This is a genomic window from Vibrio galatheae, assembly GCF_000967545.1.
Lineage (GTDB): Bacteria > Pseudomonadota > Gammaproteobacteria > Enterobacterales > Vibrionaceae > Vibrio > Vibrio galatheae.
The window spans coordinates 1-19758 of the sequence record NZ_JXXV01000005.1 but is presented as its reverse complement, the minus strand read 5'-3'; the positions used below and the strand labels follow the sequence as shown (position 1 = coordinate 19758).

General features: G+C 44.2%; 21 protein-coding genes and 1 tRNA gene. 6 read left to right on the top strand and 16 right to left on the bottom strand.

Features of this window, described 5'->3' with window-relative positions; genetic code table 11:
* Positions 1-48: 48 nt before the first annotated feature.
* The 3 genes from TW81_RS01380 (at position 49) to TW81_RS01370 (ending at position 3617) form a co-directional block, all read left to right on the top strand.
* The gene (locus TW81_RS01380; RefSeq protein WP_045953935.1) at positions 49-786 is read left to right on the top strand and encodes a helix-turn-helix domain-containing protein; all 738 of its coding nucleotides are present in this window, start codon (positions 49-51) and stop codon (positions 784-786) included.
* 133 nt (positions 787-919) lie between these two features.
* Complete coding sequence (locus TW81_RS01375; RefSeq protein ID WP_045953934.1) at positions 920-2605, top strand: AMP-binding protein; 1686 nt, start codon at positions 920-922, stop codon at positions 2603-2605.
* A gap of 97 nt (positions 2606-2702) precedes the next feature.
* Positions 2703-3617: a LysR substrate-binding domain-containing protein gene (locus TW81_RS01370; protein WP_045953933.1), complete on the top strand. Its 915-nt coding sequence runs from the start codon at positions 2703-2705 to the stop codon at positions 3615-3617.
* A gap of 115 nt (positions 3618-3732) precedes the next feature.
* On the opposite strand, the gene TW81_RS01365 is transcribed toward TW81_RS01370, so the two are convergent.
* A complete protein-coding gene (locus TW81_RS01365; RefSeq protein WP_045953932.1) occupies positions 3733-3939 on the bottom strand; it encodes a DUF1127 domain-containing protein in 207 nt (68 codons plus the stop codon).
* 97 nt (positions 3940-4036) lie between these two features.
* Between TW81_RS01365 and TW81_RS01360 the strand changes: the two genes are divergently transcribed.
* On the top strand, positions 4037-4969 hold the full coding sequence (locus TW81_RS01360; protein WP_045953931.1) for a LysR substrate-binding domain-containing protein: 933 nt from the start codon (positions 4037-4039) through the stop codon (positions 4967-4969).
* An 87-nt stretch (positions 4970-5056) separates the two neighbouring features.
* Here TW81_RS01360 and fusA read toward each other — a convergent pair whose 3' ends face one another.
* From fusA to trmJ, 14 genes are all read right to left on the bottom strand, one after another.
* Positions 5057-7144 carry an elongation factor G gene (gene fusA / locus TW81_RS01355; protein WP_045953930.1) on the bottom strand — a complete coding sequence of 696 codons (2088 nt, stop codon included), beginning with the start codon at positions 7142-7144 and terminating at the stop codon, positions 5057-5059.
* Between the two features lie 352 nt (positions 7145-7496).
* The gene (locus TW81_RS01350) at positions 7497-8645 is read right to left on the bottom strand and encodes a sensor domain-containing diguanylate cyclase (RefSeq protein ID WP_052706116.1); all 1149 of its coding nucleotides are present in this window, start codon (positions 8643-8645) and stop codon (positions 7497-7499) included.
* Between the two features lie 42 nt (positions 8646-8687).
* Positions 8688-9059 (bottom strand): hypothetical protein, encoded by a 372-nt coding sequence (locus TW81_RS18795; protein WP_052706114.1) that lies wholly within the window; start codon positions 9057-9059, stop codon positions 8688-8690.
* A 206-nt stretch (positions 9060-9265) separates the two neighbouring features.
* On the bottom strand, positions 9266-9694 hold the full coding sequence (gene ndk / locus TW81_RS01345) for a nucleoside-diphosphate kinase (protein ID WP_045953929.1): 429 nt from the start codon (positions 9692-9694) through the stop codon (positions 9266-9268).
* Between the two features lie 58 nt (positions 9695-9752).
* Positions 9753-11048 carry an aminopeptidase PepB gene (gene pepB / locus TW81_RS01340; RefSeq protein WP_045953928.1) on the bottom strand — a complete coding sequence of 432 codons (1296 nt, stop codon included), beginning with the start codon at positions 11046-11048 and terminating at the stop codon, positions 9753-9755.
* Between the two features lie 151 nt (positions 11049-11199).
* Positions 11200-11394, bottom strand: coding sequence for a Fe-S cluster assembly protein IscX (iscX, locus tag TW81_RS01335; RefSeq protein ID WP_045953927.1), 195 nt, complete (start codon positions 11392-11394; stop codon positions 11200-11202).
* Between the two features lie 56 nt (positions 11395-11450).
* Complete coding sequence (gene fdx / locus TW81_RS01330; protein ID WP_045953926.1) at positions 11451-11789, bottom strand: ISC system 2Fe-2S type ferredoxin; 339 nt, start codon at positions 11787-11789, stop codon at positions 11451-11453.
* A gap of 11 nt (positions 11790-11800) precedes the next feature.
* Entirely contained in the window at positions 11801-13654 is a 1854-nt protein-coding gene (hscA, locus tag TW81_RS01325) for a Fe-S protein assembly chaperone HscA (protein ID WP_045953925.1), read from the bottom strand.
* A 19-nt stretch (positions 13655-13673) separates the two neighbouring features.
* Entirely contained in the window at positions 13674-14189 is a 516-nt protein-coding gene (hscB, locus tag TW81_RS01320; protein ID WP_045953924.1) for a co-chaperone HscB, read from the bottom strand.
* Between the two features lie 57 nt (positions 14190-14246).
* Positions 14247-14570: an iron-sulfur cluster assembly protein IscA gene (iscA, locus tag TW81_RS01315; RefSeq protein ID WP_004747799.1), complete on the bottom strand. Its 324-nt coding sequence runs from the start codon at positions 14568-14570 to the stop codon at positions 14247-14249.
* Positions 14571-14637: 67 nt separating this feature from the next.
* A complete protein-coding gene (iscU, locus tag TW81_RS01310) occupies positions 14638-15021 on the bottom strand; it encodes a Fe-S cluster assembly scaffold IscU (RefSeq protein WP_045953923.1) in 384 nt (127 codons plus the stop codon).
* 51 nt (positions 15022-15072) lie between these two features.
* On the bottom strand, positions 15073-16287 hold the full coding sequence (locus TW81_RS01305; RefSeq protein ID WP_045953922.1) for an IscS subfamily cysteine desulfurase: 1215 nt from the start codon (positions 16285-16287) through the stop codon (positions 15073-15075).
* 29 nt (positions 16288-16316) lie between these two features.
* Positions 16317-16823 carry a Fe-S cluster assembly transcriptional regulator IscR gene (gene iscR, locus TW81_RS01300; RefSeq protein ID WP_045953921.1) on the bottom strand — a complete coding sequence of 169 codons (507 nt, stop codon included), beginning with the start codon at positions 16821-16823 and terminating at the stop codon, positions 16317-16319.
* 123 nt (positions 16824-16946) lie between these two features.
* Complete coding sequence (gene trmJ, locus TW81_RS01295) at positions 16947-17669, bottom strand: tRNA (cytosine(32)/uridine(32)-2'-O)-methyltransferase TrmJ (RefSeq protein WP_045953920.1); 723 nt, start codon at positions 17667-17669, stop codon at positions 16947-16949.
* Between the two features lie 178 nt (positions 17670-17847).
* On the opposite strand from trmJ, the gene suhB reads away from it, so the two are divergent.
* Together suhB and TW81_RS01285 are read left to right on the top strand one after the other, a co-directional pair.
* Complete coding sequence (suhB, locus tag TW81_RS01290; protein WP_045953919.1) at positions 17848-18651, top strand: inositol-1-monophosphatase; 804 nt, start codon at positions 17848-17850, stop codon at positions 18649-18651.
* Between the two features lie 93 nt (positions 18652-18744).
* The gene (locus tag TW81_RS01285) at positions 18745-19455 is read left to right on the top strand and encodes a substrate-binding periplasmic protein (protein ID WP_239424266.1); all 711 of its coding nucleotides are present in this window, start codon (positions 18745-18747) and stop codon (positions 19453-19455) included.
* 176 nt (positions 19456-19631) lie between these two features.
* Here TW81_RS01285 and TW81_RS01280 read toward each other — a convergent pair.
* Positions 19632-19708, bottom strand: a tRNA-Trp gene (locus tag TW81_RS01280).
* Positions 19709-19758: the final 50 nt, after the last annotated feature.

Genomic DNA, 19758 nt, shown 5'->3' with positions numbered 1-19758 from the left:
CTATAGTTCCTCTTTATTGTATTTAAGAATCACTAAAGGCCGCATACATTGGATGTTTTACATAAAGGGTATTGGTTAGGAAAATCAGTAACCTATATTAACAAAGATTTAATTAGAGAAATGGAAAGGTATTTCCACATTCTTGACTTTGGCTATGATGTTTCTGTCCTCAGTGAGCCCGACATCGATTTCTGCTTTTTCTATTATGAAGAGTCGGTTGAACCCCTACTGCGTACCGCGATCAAATTGTGCCAAAACCTAGACAAACATTTGGTTATTATCTGTAACAACGATTTATCTGAAGAAATTCAACAATTAGATGTGGTTTTTTCAGTTTTTTCCATCAACCACGATGATGTCAGGCAGTGGTCTGATGAACTCAATAAACAAGTTTATTACCACTTTGCAAAGCACCAAGAGATTTTAGATATTCACCGTTTAGTTGAGAAGCAGTCGCAAAAAAACATCAGTAAAGACCTAGTGGAGATGCTCAGATACATAGAGAAAAATTTGTCGAGAACCATTAGAGAAGAGGACGTTGCTGAGTATTGCCATTATTCCGTTACCTATTTTTCTAAGTTCTTCCACAAAACGATTGGTGTGAGTTTTCGTGACTACCTGACGTTAAAGAGAATAAACCTCGCCAAACAACTGCTTACTCGTGATCGCAAAGAAAAAATTTCGTTTATAGCATTTCAATGTGGCTACAATGATGTCTCTTACTTCTCACGTATCTTCAAAAAGAAAACTGGAATCAGTCCCGCTATTTATCGTCAGCTACACTAACAGTGTAGTGGTCACAAGATACACGAAAACTCATCACTTGTGCTTTCCTCTACTTCACCTAACATGCTAGAGTTAACATTCTATTAACAATAAAAATAACACTAATACTTTGCCAATAACATGGAGTTAGAGAATGATTCAGCCTAACGAGTTAAGCAAACCAACTTGTGCTCTCCCCCCACCAAATGAAATGATCCTCAAATGGGCTGAGGAACGCCCAAACGAGGTTTACCTTAAACAAATCATCAATCGAAAGTTTGTTGAATACACCTATGCAGACGTCGCTGATCAAGCTTTGAAACTGGTTAGCGCACTTAATCAATTAGGAGTAAAACCAGGTGACAAAGTCGCTTTAGTATCGAAAAACTGTGCTGAATGGTTTATCTGCGATCTTGCTATGATGCTCGGTGACTTTATCAGTGTGCCAATATTCCCTACCGCTGGCGCGGATACCATCGAATACTGTTTAACGCACAGTGAAAGCAAAGCTCTGATTGGTGGAAAATTAGATGATGCAGCTGCAACTCAGCAAGTAATCGATGTTAGTGCTGATTTGATCACAATTGCACTACCATACGACAGTGCACCAAACTGTCAGTACCAATACAAAGAATTGATCGCGTCCGCCACTCCAAGTGAGCACCGTCCTAAGCACTACGATGACAAATTGATGTCATTGGTCTACACCTCAGGGACCTCTGGTCTGCCCAAAGGGGCTATGCTCACTTATGGCGCGTTTAGCTGGTCTGTACAACAGTTAATTAATCATATTGGTATTCAAGAGAATGACCGCTTGTTCTCATATCTTCCATTAGCGCACATTACTGAGCGTGTCTATATCTTCGGTTCCTCTATTATGGGAGGAGTACCAACCGCTTTCCCTGAATCTTTAGATACCTTTATCGAAGATGTCAAAATGCATCGGCCGACACTGTTTATCTCAGTTCCTCGCCTATGGACTTTGTTCCAGCAGCGTATTCAAGACAAACTGCCACAAAAGAAATTGAACATCTTATTGAAGATTCCATTTGTTAGCTCTCTGATCAAGAAAAAATTGGCTGATGGTTTAGGTCTAGATCAAGCACGAGTTTTAGGCTGTGGCTCTGCTCCAGTGTCTCCAGCATTACTTGAGTGGTACCACAGTGTAGGACTTAATATTACTGAAGCTTGGGGGATGACCGAGTCATTTGCTTATAGCACGCTGAACTACCCATTCCGCGCAGACAAAATCGGTAGTGTCGGTAACGCAGGACCTGGAATCGAACTGAAAATTGCGCAAGATGATGAGATTATGGTTCGCGGTAAAGGCCTTTTCTCTGGCTACTACAAAAACGATATCGCCACCCAAGAGTCATTTGACGCCGAAGGTTGGTTACACACAGGTGATATTGGCTTTATTGATAACGATGGTTACCTCACAATTCAAGGCCGTAAAAAAGACACCTTCAAAACAGCCAAAGGCAAGTTTGTTGCTCCAGTGCCAATTGAAAACAAGTTGTTCGAATACAGCCGCGTAGAAATGATGTGTTTGATAGGCTTAGGCTTACCTGCTCCAATTTTGTTGGTTGTACCACATGATTTTCCTAATTTTGATCGTGCACGCTACGAGAGAACAACGAAAAAAGTCATCGCTCGTATGAATGCCGACCTTGAGTCACATGAACAGATCAAAGGTGTGTTGATGATCAAAGAACCATGGACGATCGAAAATGGTATCCTTACACCAACATTAAAGATCAAGCGTCACGTACTTGAACAGAAGTACCACGATGTTGGGCACAACTGGCCGAAAGGGCAACTTGTGGTCTGGGAAGAGTAACGCCAAACTAAAACCAAGGAGAGCTACGGCTCTCCTTTTGCTTTTGGCTCAAACAGATTATGATGCCAAAACACTAACTAACACATAGGTATTGGCTATGGATGCGCGCTTGCATCATTTACCCGGATTACGCTATTTTGAGGTCGCAGCTAGGCTTAATAGTTATAGTCGTGCTGCAGAAGAGCTCTTTATTAGCCAAGCCGCAGTTAGCCAAAAAATACGTCAACTGGAAGATGGTTTAGGGTGTAAACTTTTTGTGCGTGACGGCCGGGAAATGAGGCTCACTGAACAAGGAAAAATCTTGTTCAAGCATGTGTCACAAGGGTTTGAAACGATTGTAAGTGGCTTAAATCAAATTCAAAACGAGCCTGTCGAAGGCTTGTTGTGCGTCAGCTCTACACCTTCATTTGCCTCACGCTGGTTATTGCCGAGACTATGGAAGTTCTCAACACAACATCCAAACATCCCTATTCGTATCATTACAAGTTGTGATGCCCCACGAATCAAGCAAGGTGATGCTGATCTTGCCATTTGGCAAGGTGATGACCTTGACATCAACAACGATCAGAAATTACACAAAGAGTTTCTGTTTGAGGAAACTATCTACCCCTTCTGCTCCCCTAACCTTGCAAAGAGTATCGCATTAACAAAGCCAGAACAGTTACTGAACACTTGGTTGATTCACTACGAATCTGGCGGCTACCCTTGGCAAAGTTGGTTTGCTCAAGCAGGCGTGACAATGAACAAAGAATCAGTACGCTGGATGGATGTTAGCACTTTTGATCATGCAATGAATGCCGTTATGGCTGGCCATGGCGCTTGTCTCGTGTCTGACTCACTGGCCGCTGATTATGTCGAACGTGGTCTACTGATTAAACCCTTTGATCTGGGAATGACTCCAGGTATTCAGTTCAACCTCTTTTATGATAGTGAATCAACACGGCGAAATCGCATTCAGGCTTTTGTAAACTGGCTAACCAGCGAGATCTCACCATCACAGTCCCCCAGCTAACTCGTCTGGGGGATGCAGAGCTCGACGCCGAGGTGGCGTTACTAACATCATTGATAAACCCACCTTTTAATCTCTTCTACAGATGAGATCCCATCCAATGAAACCAAAGAAAAAGTTACTTATCCCAAAAGTGACGATAGCTTTCTTGCTGAGCTTGCTCCTTGGTTAAACCAATATCATTCAATAGGTGTGAAGAGAGATGTTGAAGCTGTCTACGCGTTGTAAAGTTACGCCACCAGCGGGTTACTTTAGTTAAGATTTTATTATCCGAAATAAACGTTTGTAGTGCTTTTTGTTTGTAAGCATAATTTGAAGTATCCATAGTATTTCTCCACTCTTGTCTTTGTTGAGTAAATAATCGACTATAAGAGCATCTCGCTCAAACGATACAAACTGACATTCAGTTAAGGAAAACTAAAGTGAAAGAACGATTACCGCCTTTGCAGGGGATTTATTACTTCTACACAGCAGCGAGACTCGGTAGCTTCAAGCTTGCAGCCGAGGAGCTTTATGTTACCGCAGCGGCTATCAGCCAACAGATTCGGCAATTAGAAGATTTCTTGGGGGCTGAGCTATTCTATCGACAACACCGCAAAGTCAGCTTAACCATGGAAGGCGAAATCCTTTATCAACAAGCGCAACGTGGATTTGATCACCTGCACCGCGGGATTAGACAAATTAACCAAGATCCCAATCCCAACCAACTATCTATCTCGACACTTCCCTCGTTCGCTCAGCACTGGTTGGTACCTAGAATAGGCAACTTTAGGCTGCAAAACCCTGACTTAGAGTTGATGATCGAGCCCACCAGTGATCTGGCGGATTTTCAGAACTCAAATCTCGATTTGTGTATTCGCTATGGTCCAGGGGATTACCCCAACATCAATTCACAACTGTTGTTTGAAGAGCTGCTTTATCCCGTCTGTCACCCAATTTATCAAGAACAGCATGGTATATACGAACTCAGTGACCTAACGGGGGCTGACTTAATTGAGGATTACTGGCGCGATATTGATTGGGGAATTTGGCTTAACAACGTCGGCCATAAAGCGTCGAAACCGAGCTTAAAATACAATGGTTCACATTTTGTACTGGAAGGTGCCCTTGCGGTACAAGGCGTTGCTTTGGCTAAACATACGCTTGCTCAGCGCTATATTGACGAGGGTAAATTAGTCAGAATCGGAAATTTAGCTCAACGTACTGACTACAATTACTTCTTGTGCGCACCTAGAGCCTACTTCAAAAGAGATAAGATAAAACGCTTCTGCCAATGGATATTTGCCCAAGCTGAAGAGTGCCGAAAAGTCGATCATTTAGGCTTGGAAATTATCGATAGTCGTAGCCCAAAATAGATAGGCTGGTTTTTCTTCCCACTAAAAAGAAAACCCCTGATGCTTTCACATCAGGGGTTTTATAAGCTATCTAGCTAACAAAAAGAATTACTTCTTAGCGTTACGCTCTTTAACTTCTGCGATTACTTGCTCAGCAACGTTTACTGGACAAGCTGAGTAGTGTGCGAACTCCATAGAGAACTGACCACGACCAGAAGTGATAGTACGTAGGTGACCGATGTAGCCAAACATTTCTGATAGAGGAACGTCTGCTTTAATACGAACACCAGTAGCACCAGCTTGTTGGTCTTTGATCATACCACGACGACGGTTAAGGTCACCGATTACATCACCAACGTTGTCTTCTGGAGAGAATACGTCAACGTGCATGATAGGCTCTAGAAGCTGTGCACCTGCTTTAGGCATAGACTGACGGAATGCGCCTTTCGCTGCGATTTCGTAAGCAATTGCAGATGAGTCAACTGCGTGGAAGCCACCGTCGAATAGCTCAACTTCAACGTCTAGCGTTGGGAAGCCAGCTAGAACACCAGTTTCCATCATGCTTGCGAAGCCTTTCTCTACTGCAGGCCAGAATTCTTTAGGTACGTTACCACCAACAACTGTTGATTTGAACGTGAAGCCAGAGTTTGGCTCACCTGGTTTGATACGGTAATCGATCTTACCGAACTGACCAGAACCACCAGACTGCTTCTTGTGCGTGTAGCTATCTTCAACTTCTTGAGTGATAGTTTCACGGTAAGCTACCTGTGGAGCACCTACTTCTAGCTCAACGCCGTAAGTACGCTTAAGGATGTCTACCTTGATGTCTAGGTGAAGTTCACCCATACCTTTCAGGATAGTTTCGCCTGAATCTTCGTCAGTCTCAACTTGGAAAGATGGATCTTCTGCAACCATTTTACCGATCGCGATACCCATTTTCTCTGTAGAACCTTTATCTTTTGGCGCTACAGCGATAGAGATTACTGGTTCAGGGAAGATCATTGGCTCTAGAGTACATTCGTGCTTAGGATCACATAGAGTGTGACCTGTTTGAACGTTCTTCATACCAACAACCGCGATGATGTCACCAGCTTGCGCTTCAGTGATTTCATTACGGTCGTCCGCTTGCATCTCACACATACGGCCGATACGCTCAGTTTTACCTGTAGCAGCGTTAAGGATAGTGTCACCTTTCTTCATTACACCAGAGTAGATGCGGATGAATGTTAGGGCACCGAAACGGTCGTCCATGATCTTAAATGCTAGAGCGCGTAGTGGCTCTTCTGCAGATACAGTTGCTACTTCGCCTGTTGGCTCACCAGTTTCTTTATCTGTTAGAGGCTGAGGATCAACTTCTGTTGGAGATGGTAGGTAATCTACAACAGCGTCTAGTACTAGCTGAACACCTTTGTTCTTGAACGCAGAACCACAGAATGTTGGGAAGAATGCTAGGTCGCGAGTACCTTTACGGATACAAGCTTTTAGTTGCTCAACAGTTGGCTCTTCGCCTTCCATGTAAGCTTCCATTAGGTCATCGTCTTGCTCAACAGCAGTTTCGATTAGCTCTTCACGGTACTGTTCAACGTCATCAACCATGTCAGCTGGAACGTCTTGGATTTCGTAGTTCTCTGGAAGACCTGAGTCATCCCATACGTATGCTTTACGAGATAGCAGATCAACAACACCAACGAAGTCGTCTTCACGACCAATTGGAAGAACCATTACTAGTGGGTTAGCCGCTAGAACGTTCTTAACTTGGTCAACAACGTTGTAGAAGTCTGCACCCATACGGTCTAGTTTGTTAACGAAGATCAGACGAGATACTTCTGATTCGTTCGCGTAGCGCCAGTTAGTTTCTGACTGAGGCTCAACACCACCAGAACCACAGAATACACCGATACCACCATCTAGTACTTTCAGTGAACGGTATACTTCTACTGTAAAGTCAACGTGTCCCGGAGTATCGATAACGTTTAGGCGGTGGCCGTTCCACTCACACGTTACGGCAGCAGACTGGATTGTGATACCACGCTCAGCTTCTTGCTCCATGAAGTCAGTTGTTGACTCACCGTCGTGTACTTCACCAGTTTTGTGGATTTTACCAGTAAGCTTTAGAATACGCTCAGTGGTGGTAGTTTTACCCGCATCAACGTGCGCGAAAATACCAATGTTTCTGTACTTTGATAAATCTGCCATTGTCTTACTCTGTTTATAAGGTATAAATTGCGCGCAGAGTATATCACAATCTGTCAAGACTGATACCCTTGCGTGCTCGGTATGTTAAAAAATTTTCGCTTTAATTTGCCTTCAGTAACACATGGGCAAACCAGCATATCGTGCTCAAAATTACCTGTATAAGGATAGACGACATTGCTAAGACTAGTCGTCCATTTTTACTCCTTGTCTAGTTCGTCTTGACGACTAGAACGTAGCACTCTCTTTATCAGTCTATTGAGTAGCTGAAAACTCGCCACAATATCAGACTTTGCACAAACCACCTAATAATCCTCATCAAGCGAAATGAAGAACCAATTTCATCCAAGTGAATTCACACGCTATTGACTGCCTGATGCTTGGCTCTTTTGCTAACAAACATTCGCTCATCTGCCTTTCTAACCACTGAGTGAGACGAAGCGAGTTCGTCAAAACGCGCAACACCATAGCTCACACCAACATTGGGCAAGAATTCATGTTTGAGTTCTTGATCGAGTTTTTGCAGAGCTTTCGTCACCTTATTCTTACTGCGACTCGGGGCAATAACACCAAACTCATCACCAGAGATTCTAAATAATCGACTGTTTTTGGGCAGCAAGGCGTCTAGTTTTTTCCCAAATGAAATCAGCAAATTATCCCCCATCTCATGGCCAAAATTATCGTTACAACGTTTAAGACCATCAAGATCAATATAAATAAAGACATCTCGTCCCGTCACTTGCTGCAACGCTTCTTCCATCGCATATCGGTTTGGTAGTTGGGTTAGAACATCTGTTTGGGCTATCTTCAAATGCGCTTCAGCTTGGCGCAATGCCAAGACTTTCTCTTGTTGCAAACGTGTCATTTGATAGGCAATAACGCAAGAAAGCATAAGAACTTCGCAGACAACAGCGATTAAACCAAAATGTGCCATATAGATGGTTTTCAAGTCCGCAACCTGCTCTTGGCTAATCGCGACCGTGCCAAATAACACGAATCCAAAATTAGCCAGCAAATACCACCTTGCAACAATATTTCCACGCCACACTTTGTAGCTACCCGCGATTACACCAAACAAGAGAAACATGCCAACGGCAGAGCGGTTAAACTCGTTTTGGTAATGGATAAAGAAGAATGATAAAAGTAGGAACCCACTAAATAGAGCAATCAAAGCTGTGCCCAACCACCATACCCAGCGATCTTGAGAACGCTGTATCCCGAGCAGCTTCATGACAAATAGCAGATAAGCGATATTGGAAAGTAGAATTGGCCAACTCGCGCCACCATACCAATGAATATCGAGTAATCTCGGTATGACCAACAGGCTAGTCGCGTTAAAAATCAAATTGCCAAGGATAAAAGCAGCGTAACTCAAATCCACCCAGCTAAGGCGGGTAATCGATAAGACAAAGTAGTAAAAGAACAGCCCAAAGAAAATACCCAGCCCAATAAGCGTGATACTGTTTCCTAACTGTATTTCCTGTTTATATTCGGCTTCTGGCATCACAAATGGTGTTGGTGGCGCGATATTAAACTGAGAGTCCTGCTAGGTGACTAAGGTGTAACTACCAGCAGTTAAATTGACATGGCGACCATTACGCAAAAAATAATCATTGATGGCATTTTGTTCGAGCAGCCCACCTTGAAAATACGCAACTTTTTGGCCATTTTCATCATATAGCCAATGCCTAAAAACCCCGATAAGAGCAGAACTTCGAAAGTCGACAACATAGTCCCCTTGCACAGCAAGGCTAAATGTAAGCAGGCTAGCATGTCCACCACCGGTCAGACTAAAAGATGTGCGTTGAGATTGAAGTAAGTTATCCGTGTCACTATTTTCGTCAGGAATAACATCTTGGTTTGAATCGTACCAAGAGATGTCGCTCGATGTGATAGCGCCGTACGACTCTGCGCTCATCGTTATCCCGATCCCCACAAGGCAAACGATGACAAAATTCCTTAATAACGAAGTCCCTATCAACCAATCAGCTCCTGTCGGCCTAACTAAAAAGCCACATCCTTAATAACAATTAGCTTACTATAAGAGGACAAAAAGTCAGCTAAAATATAAAAGCCAGCGACTGAAGTGGCTGGCTTTTGATTGGGTTAAATTTCGTTCTCGAGTTATTTACGAGGACAAATTTCTGCTTGTGGGAAGAAGAACTCAATTTCGCGTGCTGCTGACTCAGGGCTATCCGAACCATGCACTGAGTTGTAACGCATGCTTATCGCATAATCAGCACGGATAGTGCCACATGCGGCCTCTTCAGGATTCGTTTTCCCCATTAGCTCACGGTAGCGAGCGATGGCATTTTCACCTTCCAGTACCTGAACCATAATTGGACCAGATGTCATAAACTCTTTCAGTGCTGGAAAAAATTCTTTTCCTTCGTGCTCTGCATAGAAGCCACTCGCTTGTTCTTCGGTAAGATGTACCATCTTAGCGGCAATAATTTGCAAACCCGCTTTTTCAATACGGTGGTAAATTTCACCAATTAAGTTACGTTCTACTGCATCAGGCTTAACAATAGAAAAAGTTCTCTCTAGAGCCATAAGGTATCCTTTCGTTATCTCTTTGTTTTAATAAAAGAGGCTCTGTGGCCTCTTGGCATTATTTGTTTGCTTGCTGAATAAGTAGACCAGCAAGGCTTCGTACGCCAACACCGGTCGCACCTGCAGCCCATTTATCCGTTGCGGATTTGCGATAAGTGGCCGCGCAATCAAAATGCAACCAACCTTTTTTATAGTCTGCAACGAAATAAGATAGGAACGCGGCTGCCGTGCTCGCACCTGGTGAGTAGTCGCCACTGCTGATGTTCGAAAGATCGGCAAAGTTAGATGGCAACATCTCACGATGGAATTCTGCCAATGGTAACGGCCATAGACCTTCTTTTTCTTCGCGTGCTGCATTCAAAGCTTGATGCGATAGCTCATCATCAAAACTCATCAACGCATGGTAGTCATTACCTAGGGCATTTTTAGCTGCCCCCGTTAAGGTTGCGCAATCGATGATTAGCTCAGGGTTTTGCTCACTCGCATAAATTAGACCATCAGCAAGAACAAGACGACCTTCTGCATCTGTGTTCATGATTTCTACTGTCTTGCCATTTTTGTAGGTAATAATGTCACCCAACTTCAATGCACGACCTGAAATCATATTCTCAGCACAACATAGAATCAGTTTCACACGTTTGTTCAATCCACGCATGATAGCAAGACCTAAGCCACCAGTAATTGTCGCTGAGCCTCCCATATCCGCTTTCATCGCTGTCATGAAGTTCGAAGGTTTAATGCTGTAACCACCTGAATCAAAGGTAATACCCTTACCCACTAAACAAGCAAATACTGGCGCATTCTCGTCACCTGTCGGGTTGAAGTCTAACTGCAACATTGCCGATGTGCGTTCACTGCCGCGGCCAACTGCATAGATACCCTGCCACTCTTCGGCCAGTAGGTCTTTGTCTTTGACAATACGCGCGGTCACCGTACCTTCAGGTGCGACAGATTTGATAAACTCGGCAGCCATCGTTGCTAGCTGGCGTGGCGCGACTTCTTCGGCAGGCTTGTTGATAATATCTCGAGTAAAGTCAGTGGCTTTGATACGAGCGTCAAGTTCTGCTTGGTCTTGCTCTTTGAGCTCTTGCCAAACCACTTGGTTAAGTTTCTTCGGCCCACGATAGCCCTGATAAAAAGACCAAATACTTTCAAGATCCCAACCTTCTCCCTGTAAAGAGATGGACGCGACACCTTGACCATCAAGCTTGCGAGCGGCACGTTGAATAGCTAAATCATGATCCTTGCCAAGATGTATGGTTGCACCTAAATCAGAGAACGAAAGAATCGCCCCCTCACCCCAGTGTGGGGCTGCTGGCTCTTGGCTGACAAATACTGACATCTGTGTAGACATGGTTTCTCCTTGTCTGTACTGGCGTTGCCTACGCCTTTTTCTGCTTACGGTGAGATGTTAACACTTTAATGTTAAATTGATAAAAAAACGGACCCTAAGGTCCGTCTTTTTTGGTAAATTTTGTTAACTGAGATAGGTTTCCGTTTAAGGATTAATCTATCTCATCCATCCAGCATAAGATCACGGCTTCCAAAATCTTCTCGTTGGAACGGTTAGGTTCGTCGTCAAACTCCTCTAACTCAGTAATCCACTGGTGAAGATCGGTAAAGCGCACAGTCTGCGGATCGATCTCAGGAAACTTGTCGCACAACTCTATCGCAATATCGCGTGAATCTGTCCATTTCATTGCTTACCTTCCTTCTGCTCTCATCGTTTGATTTGGGGGCTGATAACAGCTAAAGATTAATGACCTTCTGACGCAAGGTTCAGAGTGTACTTTGGAATTTCAACCACTAAGTCTTCATCTGCCACTTTCGCTTGGCAGCCAAGACGAGATTCGGGTTCTAAGCCCCAGGCTTTATCGAGCATGTCGTCCTCAAGCTCATCACTCTCTTCAAGTGAATCAAAACCCTCACGGATCACGATGTGACAAGTTGTACAAGCACAAGATTTTTCACATGCGTGCTCAATGCCGATGCCGTTTTTTAAAGCAACATCAAGTACTGTGTCACCTGTATTCGCTTCCAAAACCGCACCTTCTGGGCATAAATCTTCATGCGGCAATACAATAATCTTAGGCATAACTCTTTCTCTTAAATATCATTGACTGATTGACCTGACAGAGCAGCTCGAATCGATTTGTCCATACGGCGAGACGCAAAATCCTGGCTCGCTTTATCAGTATCTTTGATACCTTGTTCTATTGCGTCTGAGCTGTCGCCATTACGCAGTTCAATCAGCGCTTCAATTGCAGCTAGTAAGGCCTGACGTTCTGCTTCAGTCAGTAGCTCATCGCCATCGGCCTGCATTGCGGCAATTAAACCTTCAATTACGCGATCGGCTTCAACACGTTGCTCAGCCAGAGCGCGTGCATTCATATCTTCTTTGGCATACGTCATCGAATCACGAAGCATATTAGCCACTTCGTCATCGCTGAGCCCATAGGATGGCTTAACCTGAATTTCAGACTGCACACCAGTGCTTTTTTCCATCGCAGTTACAGACAGCAACCCATCGGCATCCACCTGGTAAGTCACGCGAATATGTGCAGCACCTGCTGCCATTGGCGGAATACCTTTCAGCGAGAAGCGTGCTAATGAACGGCAATCATCAACCATTTCTCGTTCACCCTGAACGATATGAACGCTCATTGCGGTTTGGCCATCTTTGAACGTAGTAAACTCTTGTGCACGAGCAACGGGAATCGTGGTATTGCGTGGTACAATCTTTTCAACCAATCCGCCCATGGTTTCAATACCTAGCGAAAGAGGAATCACGTCAAGAAGCAGCATCTCTGAGTCAGGTTTGTTGCCTACCAGAATATCTGCTTGAATACCCGCGCCAATCGCAACCACTTCGTCGGGGTTAATGCTGGTTAGCGGTTGGCGTTCAAAAAAGTCGCCGACCATTTCACGCACTAATAATGTACGCGTCGAGCCTCCGACCATGACCACTTCTAGAACCTCATCGGTATCGACTTCAGCGTCTTTCATCGCGCGACGACAAGAGAGTAAGGTTTTCTTAACCAATGGGCGAATCAAGTCTTCAAATTCGCCACGAGAGATCTGACCTTGCCAACCTAAAACATTAACGTCAACAACGTCTTGTTCTGAAAATGCAATTTTAGTTGCCGTTGCAACATTCAATACCTTGCGCATCTGCTCTGCGCTTAGCGATCCTGAAATGCCCGCTTTATCAACTAGGTAATCAGCAAGAAGGTGGTCAAAATCGTCACCGCCCAGCGCTGAATCACCACCGGTTGCCAGAACTTCAAACACACCTTTAGATAGGCGTAGAATTGAAATATCAAATGTACCACCGCCAAGATCATAAACAGCAATGACTCCTTCTTGCCCCGAATCTAAACCGTAGGCAATTGCCGCGGCAGTTGGTTCATTAAGAAGACGTAAAACATGCAATCCCGCTAATTTAGCTGCATCTTTTGTTCCTGCACGCTGCGCATCATCGAAGTAAGCAGGAACTGTGATAACAACACCTGCTAGCTCACCACCAAGAGTTTGCTCTGCTCGCTTACCTAGCGACTTGAGGATCTCTGCTGACACTTCAATCGGATTTTTGTCACCACTCGCGGTTTTGAGCACTGGTAAGCCATTATCGCTGGCCTTAAACTGGTACGGCAAATTTGGGTAACGTGCTTGAATATCTTCTAGCGAACGGCCCAGTAAGCGTTTTACTGAGATAATGGTATTGGTAGGATCAAGTTCAGCTTTCGCTTTTGCGCTACAGCCAACTTCGGGAGTCTCTCCAGAGTAATTAACAACCGAAGGTAAGATGCTTTGACCTTGTTCATCTTGCAATGTTGCCGCGTCGCCACTTCGAACAGACGCAACCAGAGAGTTAGTAGTACCTAAATCAATGCCAGCTGCGAGTTTGTGCTCATGTGGAGCCGAGCTTTGACCCGGTTCTGCAATTTGAAGTAATGCCATGGATGGTCCTTGTTTTTAACTAGCCGAGGAGCTTGTCTTCCACTAGTTCGATTTCATTTTTTAATTTGGCGATAAACTTTAGCTTACGCACGCTATCAGCGGCTTGCGTCCAAACTGATTCATCAAGCTGTTTCTCGGTAGCGGTTAGCTGCTGCCTAAACATCTTGCTCACTTTGCTTTCGAAGTCGAACAAAGCCTCTTCAGGTTCTGCGCAAGATGAAATATCTTCGAGTTCTTCACGTAACTCCATCTGCTCCATCAAGAACATAGGGTCTTGCATGGTCTGTTGCTCACCTCGAATCTCAACACCATTGAGTGACAAAATGTATTCAGCTCTTGAGATTGGATTCTTAAGGACTTGATAAGCATCATTGATTTGTGCCGCTTTCTGCACTGCCATCAAACGATCTCGTTCAGATGCAGTTGCAAAGTTATCAGGGTGAAACTTTTTCTGGAGTTCGCGGAACTGTGAAGAAAGAAGGCTACCATCCAGATTAAACTGACTTGGTAGCCCAAATAATTCAAAGTAATTCATGGAGAATTCTATCCTTGGTAATAAACCTGTGAGTCAAAAAACTCACAGGCCTTTCAATTACACGTTGAAGCTTTCACCACAACCACATTCGCTTTTCGCATTTGGGTTATTGAATTCAAACCCTTCATTCAAGCCTTCTTTAACGTAGTCCAACTCAGTACCATCTAAATACACTAGGCTCTTCTGGTCGATGATGACCTTAACACCTTCGTGTTCAAATACCGAGTCTTCCTCGTTCAGCTCATCAACGAACTCCAGTACATATGCCATACCAGAACACCCGGTCGTTTTCACACCCAAGCGTAAACCGATGCCTTTACCTCGGTTTTCTAGGAATGTTCTAACGCGACTTGCCGCGGTTTCTGTCATTGTAATGGCCATACTGCACCTTAGTTTGTCTATGTGGCGAATGAAATGGGAGAGAAGCCTCCCATTATATACTGATTACTTATTGTTGGTGTTTTTTCTTGTAGTCAGCGACAGCTGCTTTAATTGCATCTTCAGCAAGAATTGAGCAGTGAACTTTCACTGGCGGCAATTCTAGTTCTTCAGCAATTTCAGAGTTTTTAATTGCTGCTGCTTCATCGACGCTTTTGCCTTTCACCCACTCAGTAACCAGTGAGCTAGATGCGATAGCACTACCACAACCATACGTTTTGAACTTCGCGTCTTCGATAATACCTTCCGGAGTTACCTTGATCTGAAGCTTCATTACGTCACCACACGCAGGCGCACCAACCATGCCGCTGCCTACAGATAGGTCGTCTTTATCAAATGAACCAACGTTACGTGGGTTCTCGTAGTGATCAATTACTTTTTCGCTATATGCCATGATATTTACCTCGAATCCTCTATTTCTATCCTTGGAATGACTGAACCAGATTTAGTGGTGAGCCCACTCAACTGTGCTTAGGTCAATTCCTTCTTTGTACATATCCCATAGAGGAGACATGTCTCGCAGTTTAATCACTGCAGTACGAATTTGTTCAATTGCGTAGTCGATCTCTTCTGCCGTAGTGAAACGACCGAATGAGAAACGAACTGAGCTGTGCGCAAGTTCATCATCAAGACCTAGAGCACGTAGAACGTACGAAGGCTCTAAGCTTGCAGAGGTACATGCACTACCCGATGATACCGCTAGATCTTTTAGCGACATCAGTAATGACTCACCCTCAACAAAAGCAAAGCTGATGTTTAGGTTATGTGGAACACGTTGCTCAAGGTCACCGTTGATTGTTACCGCTTCTAAGTCTTTTACACCATCAAGTAGACGAGTGCGTAACGCTAATGCGTGCTCGAAGTCTTTTTGCATATCTTCTTTTGCAATGCGGAAAGCTTCGCCCATACCAACAATTTGGTGAGTCGCTAGCGTACCAGATCGGAAACCACGCTCATGACCGCCACCGTGCATTTGCGCTTCTAGGCGAATACGAGGTTTGCGACGAACGTAAAGTGCACCGATACCTTTAGGGCCATAGATTTTGTGCGCAGAAAGAGAAATAAGATCCACTTTCATTTCTTGAACATCGATAGGTAGCTTACCCGCAGATTGAGCGGCATCTACATGGAACACTATCTTGCGTTCGCGGCAAAGTTCACCGATTGAAGAGATATCTTGAATCACGCCGATTTCGTTATTTACGTGCATGATTGAAACAAGCACAGTATCTTCACGCATCGCTGCTTCAAGCTTGTTCAAATCGATAAGGCCGTTTGATTCTGGCTCAAGATAAGTCACCTCAAAGCCTTCACGCTCAAGTTGACGACATGGATCAAGCACCGCTTTGTGCTCTGTCTTACAAGTGATAATGTGCTTGCCTTTCTTCGAGTAGAAGTGAGCAGCACCTTTAATCGCTAGGTTATCTGATTCGGTCGCGCCAGACGTGAATACAATCTCACGAGGATCCGCATTCAATAGGTCAGCGATCTGCTCGCGAGCATTATCCACCGCTTCTTCTGCCTGCCAGCCGTAACGGTGTGAACGAGATGCTGGGTTACCAAACGTACCGTCCATAGTCATGTACTGAACCATTTTTTCAGCCACACGAGGATCAACAGGACAAGTCGCTGAATAATCAAGATAAATAGGCAGTTTCATTTTCTACTCCAATGTAACAGGCAAATCGCTTATGAGCGTACATTTACACCGATGGGCGCGGCGTTTGTATTTTTATTAGCGAACCCATGATTAACGGCAAGATCAATGTCTTGTCGATCTGAAATTTCAAGGACTTCGTTGTCAGTCATCAACTCACCTAGAGTGATGTTGTTCAAGAAGTCGCTAATGCGCGAGCTTAAATCACGCCATAGTGTGTGCGTAAGGCAACGAGAGCCACCTTGGCAGTCACCCTTACCATTACATTTAGTCGCATCCACTGACTCATCAACGGCAGCGATTACAGTACCAATTGCAATTGAGTGAGCATCTTCACCTAGTCGGTAGCCACCACCAGGTCCACGAACACTAGCAACAAGGCCAGCTTTACGTAACTTAGAAAACAGTTGCTCTAAGTAAGACAAAGAGATCCCTTGGCGCTCGGAAATATCAGCCAGAGGCACAGGGTTTTGTTGCGAATGCAGAGCCACATCTAACATGGCTGTCACTGCGTATCTTCCTTTAGATGTAAGTCTCATATAACACCATATCCACACCGTTTATGTGGTATGAATTATTTCATACCCGACTAAAACGGTCAAGTATTTAACCAACTAATTTAGTCAGGTATTTAACCTTTATTTTATAAAGGTTAATCTTTATTAGGAGATACGCTTTTCAATTGCTGTCAGAATGCCACGCAGAATATTGAGTTCTTGTGCTTCTGGCCGAGCGCGGCTAAATAGCCTACGCAGTTTATTCATTACCTTACCAGGCTGTTCATCACTGATAAATTGGGTCTCTTTAGCCACTTTTTCAAGGTGCGAAAAGAATAATTCCAACTCTTTGTGTCTTGGATACTCTGCGGCCTCTTGCGATTCATATTGGCTTTGTTGTCGCTCTAAATAGGCCATACGAACTTCATAACTGAGTGTTTGTACTGCCATCGCCAAATTCAACGAACTGTACTCAGGATTTGCAGGAATACACACATGATAATGACAAGTTTGTAGCTCTTCGTTCGTCAGGCCGGTACGTTCACGCCCAAACACTAAAGCCACTGGCGCTGATCGACCTTCTTCAACAAACTTCTGCCCACATTCACGCGGTTCAAGCATCGGCCACTCTAAAGTACGCGAGCGAGCACTAGAGCCAACCACTAACGCGCAATCTGCTACCGCTTCGGTCAGCGTTGATACAACTTGGGCATTTTGCGCGATATCCGCTGCTCCAGCAGCTAACGCTAGGGTTTGTTCATCAACGCTGCACTGAGGATCAACAAGCACTAGGTTGGATAACCCCATAACCTTCATTGCACGGGCTGCTGAACCAATATTTCCTGAGTGAGAAGTGCCGACAAGGACGACTTTTACGTTGTTAAGCATTGATGATATCCGAACACAAAATTTGAGCTGCAAGATAGTACCATATACCTGAGTAAAATGGTCAGACCCTTGCAATGAATAAAACTGAAAGTGCAAAAATTAACCACTTCCATTTCACCATTTATCTGTTATACTGCCGCCCGTTTTTCTGTTCTTTAACATCCGTTGGGAAATTAGTATGCATCCAATGCTTAATATCGCTATTCGTGCTGCACGAAAAGCTGGCAACCATATTGCTAAATCTTTAGAAAATGCTGAGAAGATCGAATCTACTCAGAAAGGCGCGAATGACTTTGTTACTAACGTAGACAAAGAAGCGGAAACTCTCATTATCGATACGATTAAAGCCTCATACCCTGAGCACGAAATTGTTGCTGAGGAAAATGGCATTATCGAAGGTAAAGATAAAGACGTGCAATGGATCATCGACCCACTGGATGGCACAACAAACTTTGTAAAAGGTTTGCCACACTTCGCTGTTTCAATCGCTGTACGTATCAAAGGCAAAACTGAAGTTGCCTGTGTGTACGACCCAATGCTAAACGAACTATTTACTGCACAACGCGGTGCTGGCGCCCAGCTAAACAACGCACGCATCCGTGTTAAACAGCTCAAAGACCTACAAGGCACTGTTCTAGCAACAGGTTTCCCGTTCAAACAGAAGCAACACTCTGAGTCTTACTTCAAGATCATGTCTTCTTTATTCGTAGACTGTGCGGACTTCCGTCGTACTGGTTCTGCGGCATTAGATCTATGCTACCTAGCAGCTAGCCGTGTTGACGGTTACTTCGAGCTAGGCTTAAAACCTTGGGATATCGCGGCCGGTGAGTTAATTGCTCGCGAAGCTGGTGCAATTGTGACTGATTTTGCAGGCGGTACGGACTACATGAAGTCTGGTAATGTTGTCGCTTCAAGCGCTCGTGGTGTTAAAGGAATGCTTAAACACATTCGTGAAAACGGTAACGAAGCGATTTTAAAGTAATCTTTACACTGAATTATTTAGCCCACTCTACTGAGTGGGCTTTTTTGTAACTATACTTAAGTACTCAGCTTTAATTCCACGAAGGATAACACTGTGCCATACCTGAAGTACTTAGCTCTACTATTGCTTGTTCCATTTTTAGTAGAGGCTAAGAGCTTAGTTATCGCGCTAGATGACTACCCACCACACACTTCAAGTTCTAATTCCAACCATCGCCAACTCCAAGTTCCAATTGCAGCTATTTTTGAAACCCTAGGTTATGAAGTAAAGTATGAATACACGTCGTGGGCGCGAGCTTTGAAAGGGGTAAAATCCGGAAAGTTTGACATTACTTTCCCTTGGTTCGAAAACGCAAGCCGAAGAGATGATTTTATCCTGTCAGATAAGATAATGACTCAAAAAGTGGTCTTCTTCCACAGAAGAGATAACAACTTTGATTGGCAAAATAGCAATGATTTACACAAATACAGACTAGGTGCCGTTGTCGACTACACGGCAAGAGACGTGTTAATAGATATGGGGTTAAAGCCTTTCACCGGCAACACCGATACCTATATATTTCAGTTGCTGTTTAAGGAACGACTTGATGCCTATCCGGCAACCATAGAAACTGGTCTAATGAGGATCAGTCAGATCTTACCCTTAGAAGACGCGGCTAAAATAACCTACCACAGTAAGCCCCTATTCGAGAAAGATATGTATTTACTATTCTCCAAAGAAAAGTTTCAAGATTCCCCACTACCAGCGCAATTCAATCAACTTTGGGCAGAATATACATCGTCGATAGAAGAAGAGAGCAGATAAACTGGGGGCTAGGAAAAACTGCCGTAGAACAAACAATGTAGCTAAGCATTCTTTCGAAAATTTGAGTAAGGACGTAAGCTTTACAAGAGACAAAAGGGAGTTGGTAGAACAACTTAATAGCTGGTTTTGTTTATATAAGTAAAAAGGCTCTAGTCTTTCGACTAGAGCCTTAAATATGGCAGGGGTGGAGAGATTCGAACTCCCAACACGCGGATTTGGAATCCGCTGCTCTGCCAATTGGAGCTACACCCCTGCTGTTCGTGTTTAATGAGACGACTCTCGAATAAGTGGCGGAGCGGACGG

What these genes read in the sequence shown, in the direction of transcription:
- TW81_RS01375 (WP_045953934.1), top strand. Translation starts at nt 920, where the DNA reads ATGATTCAGCCTAACGAGTTAAGCAAACCAACTTGTGCTCTCCCCCCA.
- TW81_RS01370 (WP_045953933.1), top strand. Translation starts at nt 2,703, where the DNA reads ATGGATGCGCGCTTGCATCATTTACCCGGATTACGCTATTTTGAGGTC.
- TW81_RS01365 (WP_045953932.1), bottom strand. Translation starts at nt 3,939, where the DNA reads ATGGATACTTCAAATTATGCTTACAAACAAAAAGCACTACAAACGTTT.
- fusA (WP_045953930.1), bottom strand. Translation starts at nt 7,144, where the DNA reads ATGGCAGATTTATCAAAGTACAGAAACATTGGTATTTTCGCGCACGTT.
- TW81_RS01350 (WP_052706116.1), bottom strand. Translation starts at nt 8,645, where the DNA reads ATGCCAGAAGCCGAATATAAACAGGAAATACAGTTAGGAAACAGTATC.
- TW81_RS18795 (WP_052706114.1), bottom strand. Translation starts at nt 9,059, where the DNA reads ATGAGCGCAGAGTCGTACGGCGCTATCACATCGAGCGACATCTCTTGG.
- ndk (WP_045953929.1), bottom strand. Translation starts at nt 9,694, where the DNA reads ATGGCTCTAGAGAGAACTTTTTCTATTGTTAAGCCTGATGCAGTAGAA.
- pepB (WP_045953928.1), bottom strand. Translation starts at nt 11,048, where the DNA reads ATGTCTACACAGATGTCAGTATTTGTCAGCCAAGAGCCAGCAGCCCCA.
- iscX (WP_045953927.1), bottom strand. Translation starts at nt 11,394, where the DNA reads ATGAAATGGACAGATTCACGCGATATTGCGATAGAGTTGTGCGACAAG.
- fdx (WP_045953926.1), bottom strand. Translation starts at nt 11,789, where the DNA reads ATGCCTAAGATTATTGTATTGCCGCATGAAGATTTATGCCCAGAAGGT.
- hscA (WP_045953925.1), bottom strand. Translation starts at nt 13,654, where the DNA reads ATGGCATTACTTCAAATTGCAGAACCGGGTCAAAGCTCGGCTCCACAT.
- hscB (WP_045953924.1), bottom strand. Translation starts at nt 14,189, where the DNA reads ATGAATTACTTTGAATTATTTGGGCTACCAAGTCAGTTTAATCTGGAT.
- iscA (WP_004747799.1), bottom strand. Translation starts at nt 14,570, where the DNA reads ATGGCCATTACAATGACAGAAACCGCGGCAAGTCGCGTTAGAACATTC.
- iscU (WP_045953923.1), bottom strand. Translation starts at nt 15,021, where the DNA reads ATGGCATATAGCGAAAAAGTAATTGATCACTACGAGAACCCACGTAAC.
- TW81_RS01305 (WP_045953922.1), bottom strand. Translation starts at nt 16,287, where the DNA reads ATGAAACTGCCTATTTATCTTGATTATTCAGCGACTTGTCCTGTTGAT.
- iscR (WP_045953921.1), bottom strand. Translation starts at nt 16,823, where the DNA reads ATGAGACTTACATCTAAAGGAAGATACGCAGTGACAGCCATGTTAGAT.
- trmJ (WP_045953920.1), bottom strand. Translation starts at nt 17,669, where the DNA reads ATGCTTAACAACGTAAAAGTCGTCCTTGTCGGCACTTCTCACTCAGGA.
- suhB (WP_045953919.1), top strand. Translation starts at nt 17,848, where the DNA reads ATGCATCCAATGCTTAATATCGCTATTCGTGCTGCACGAAAAGCTGGC.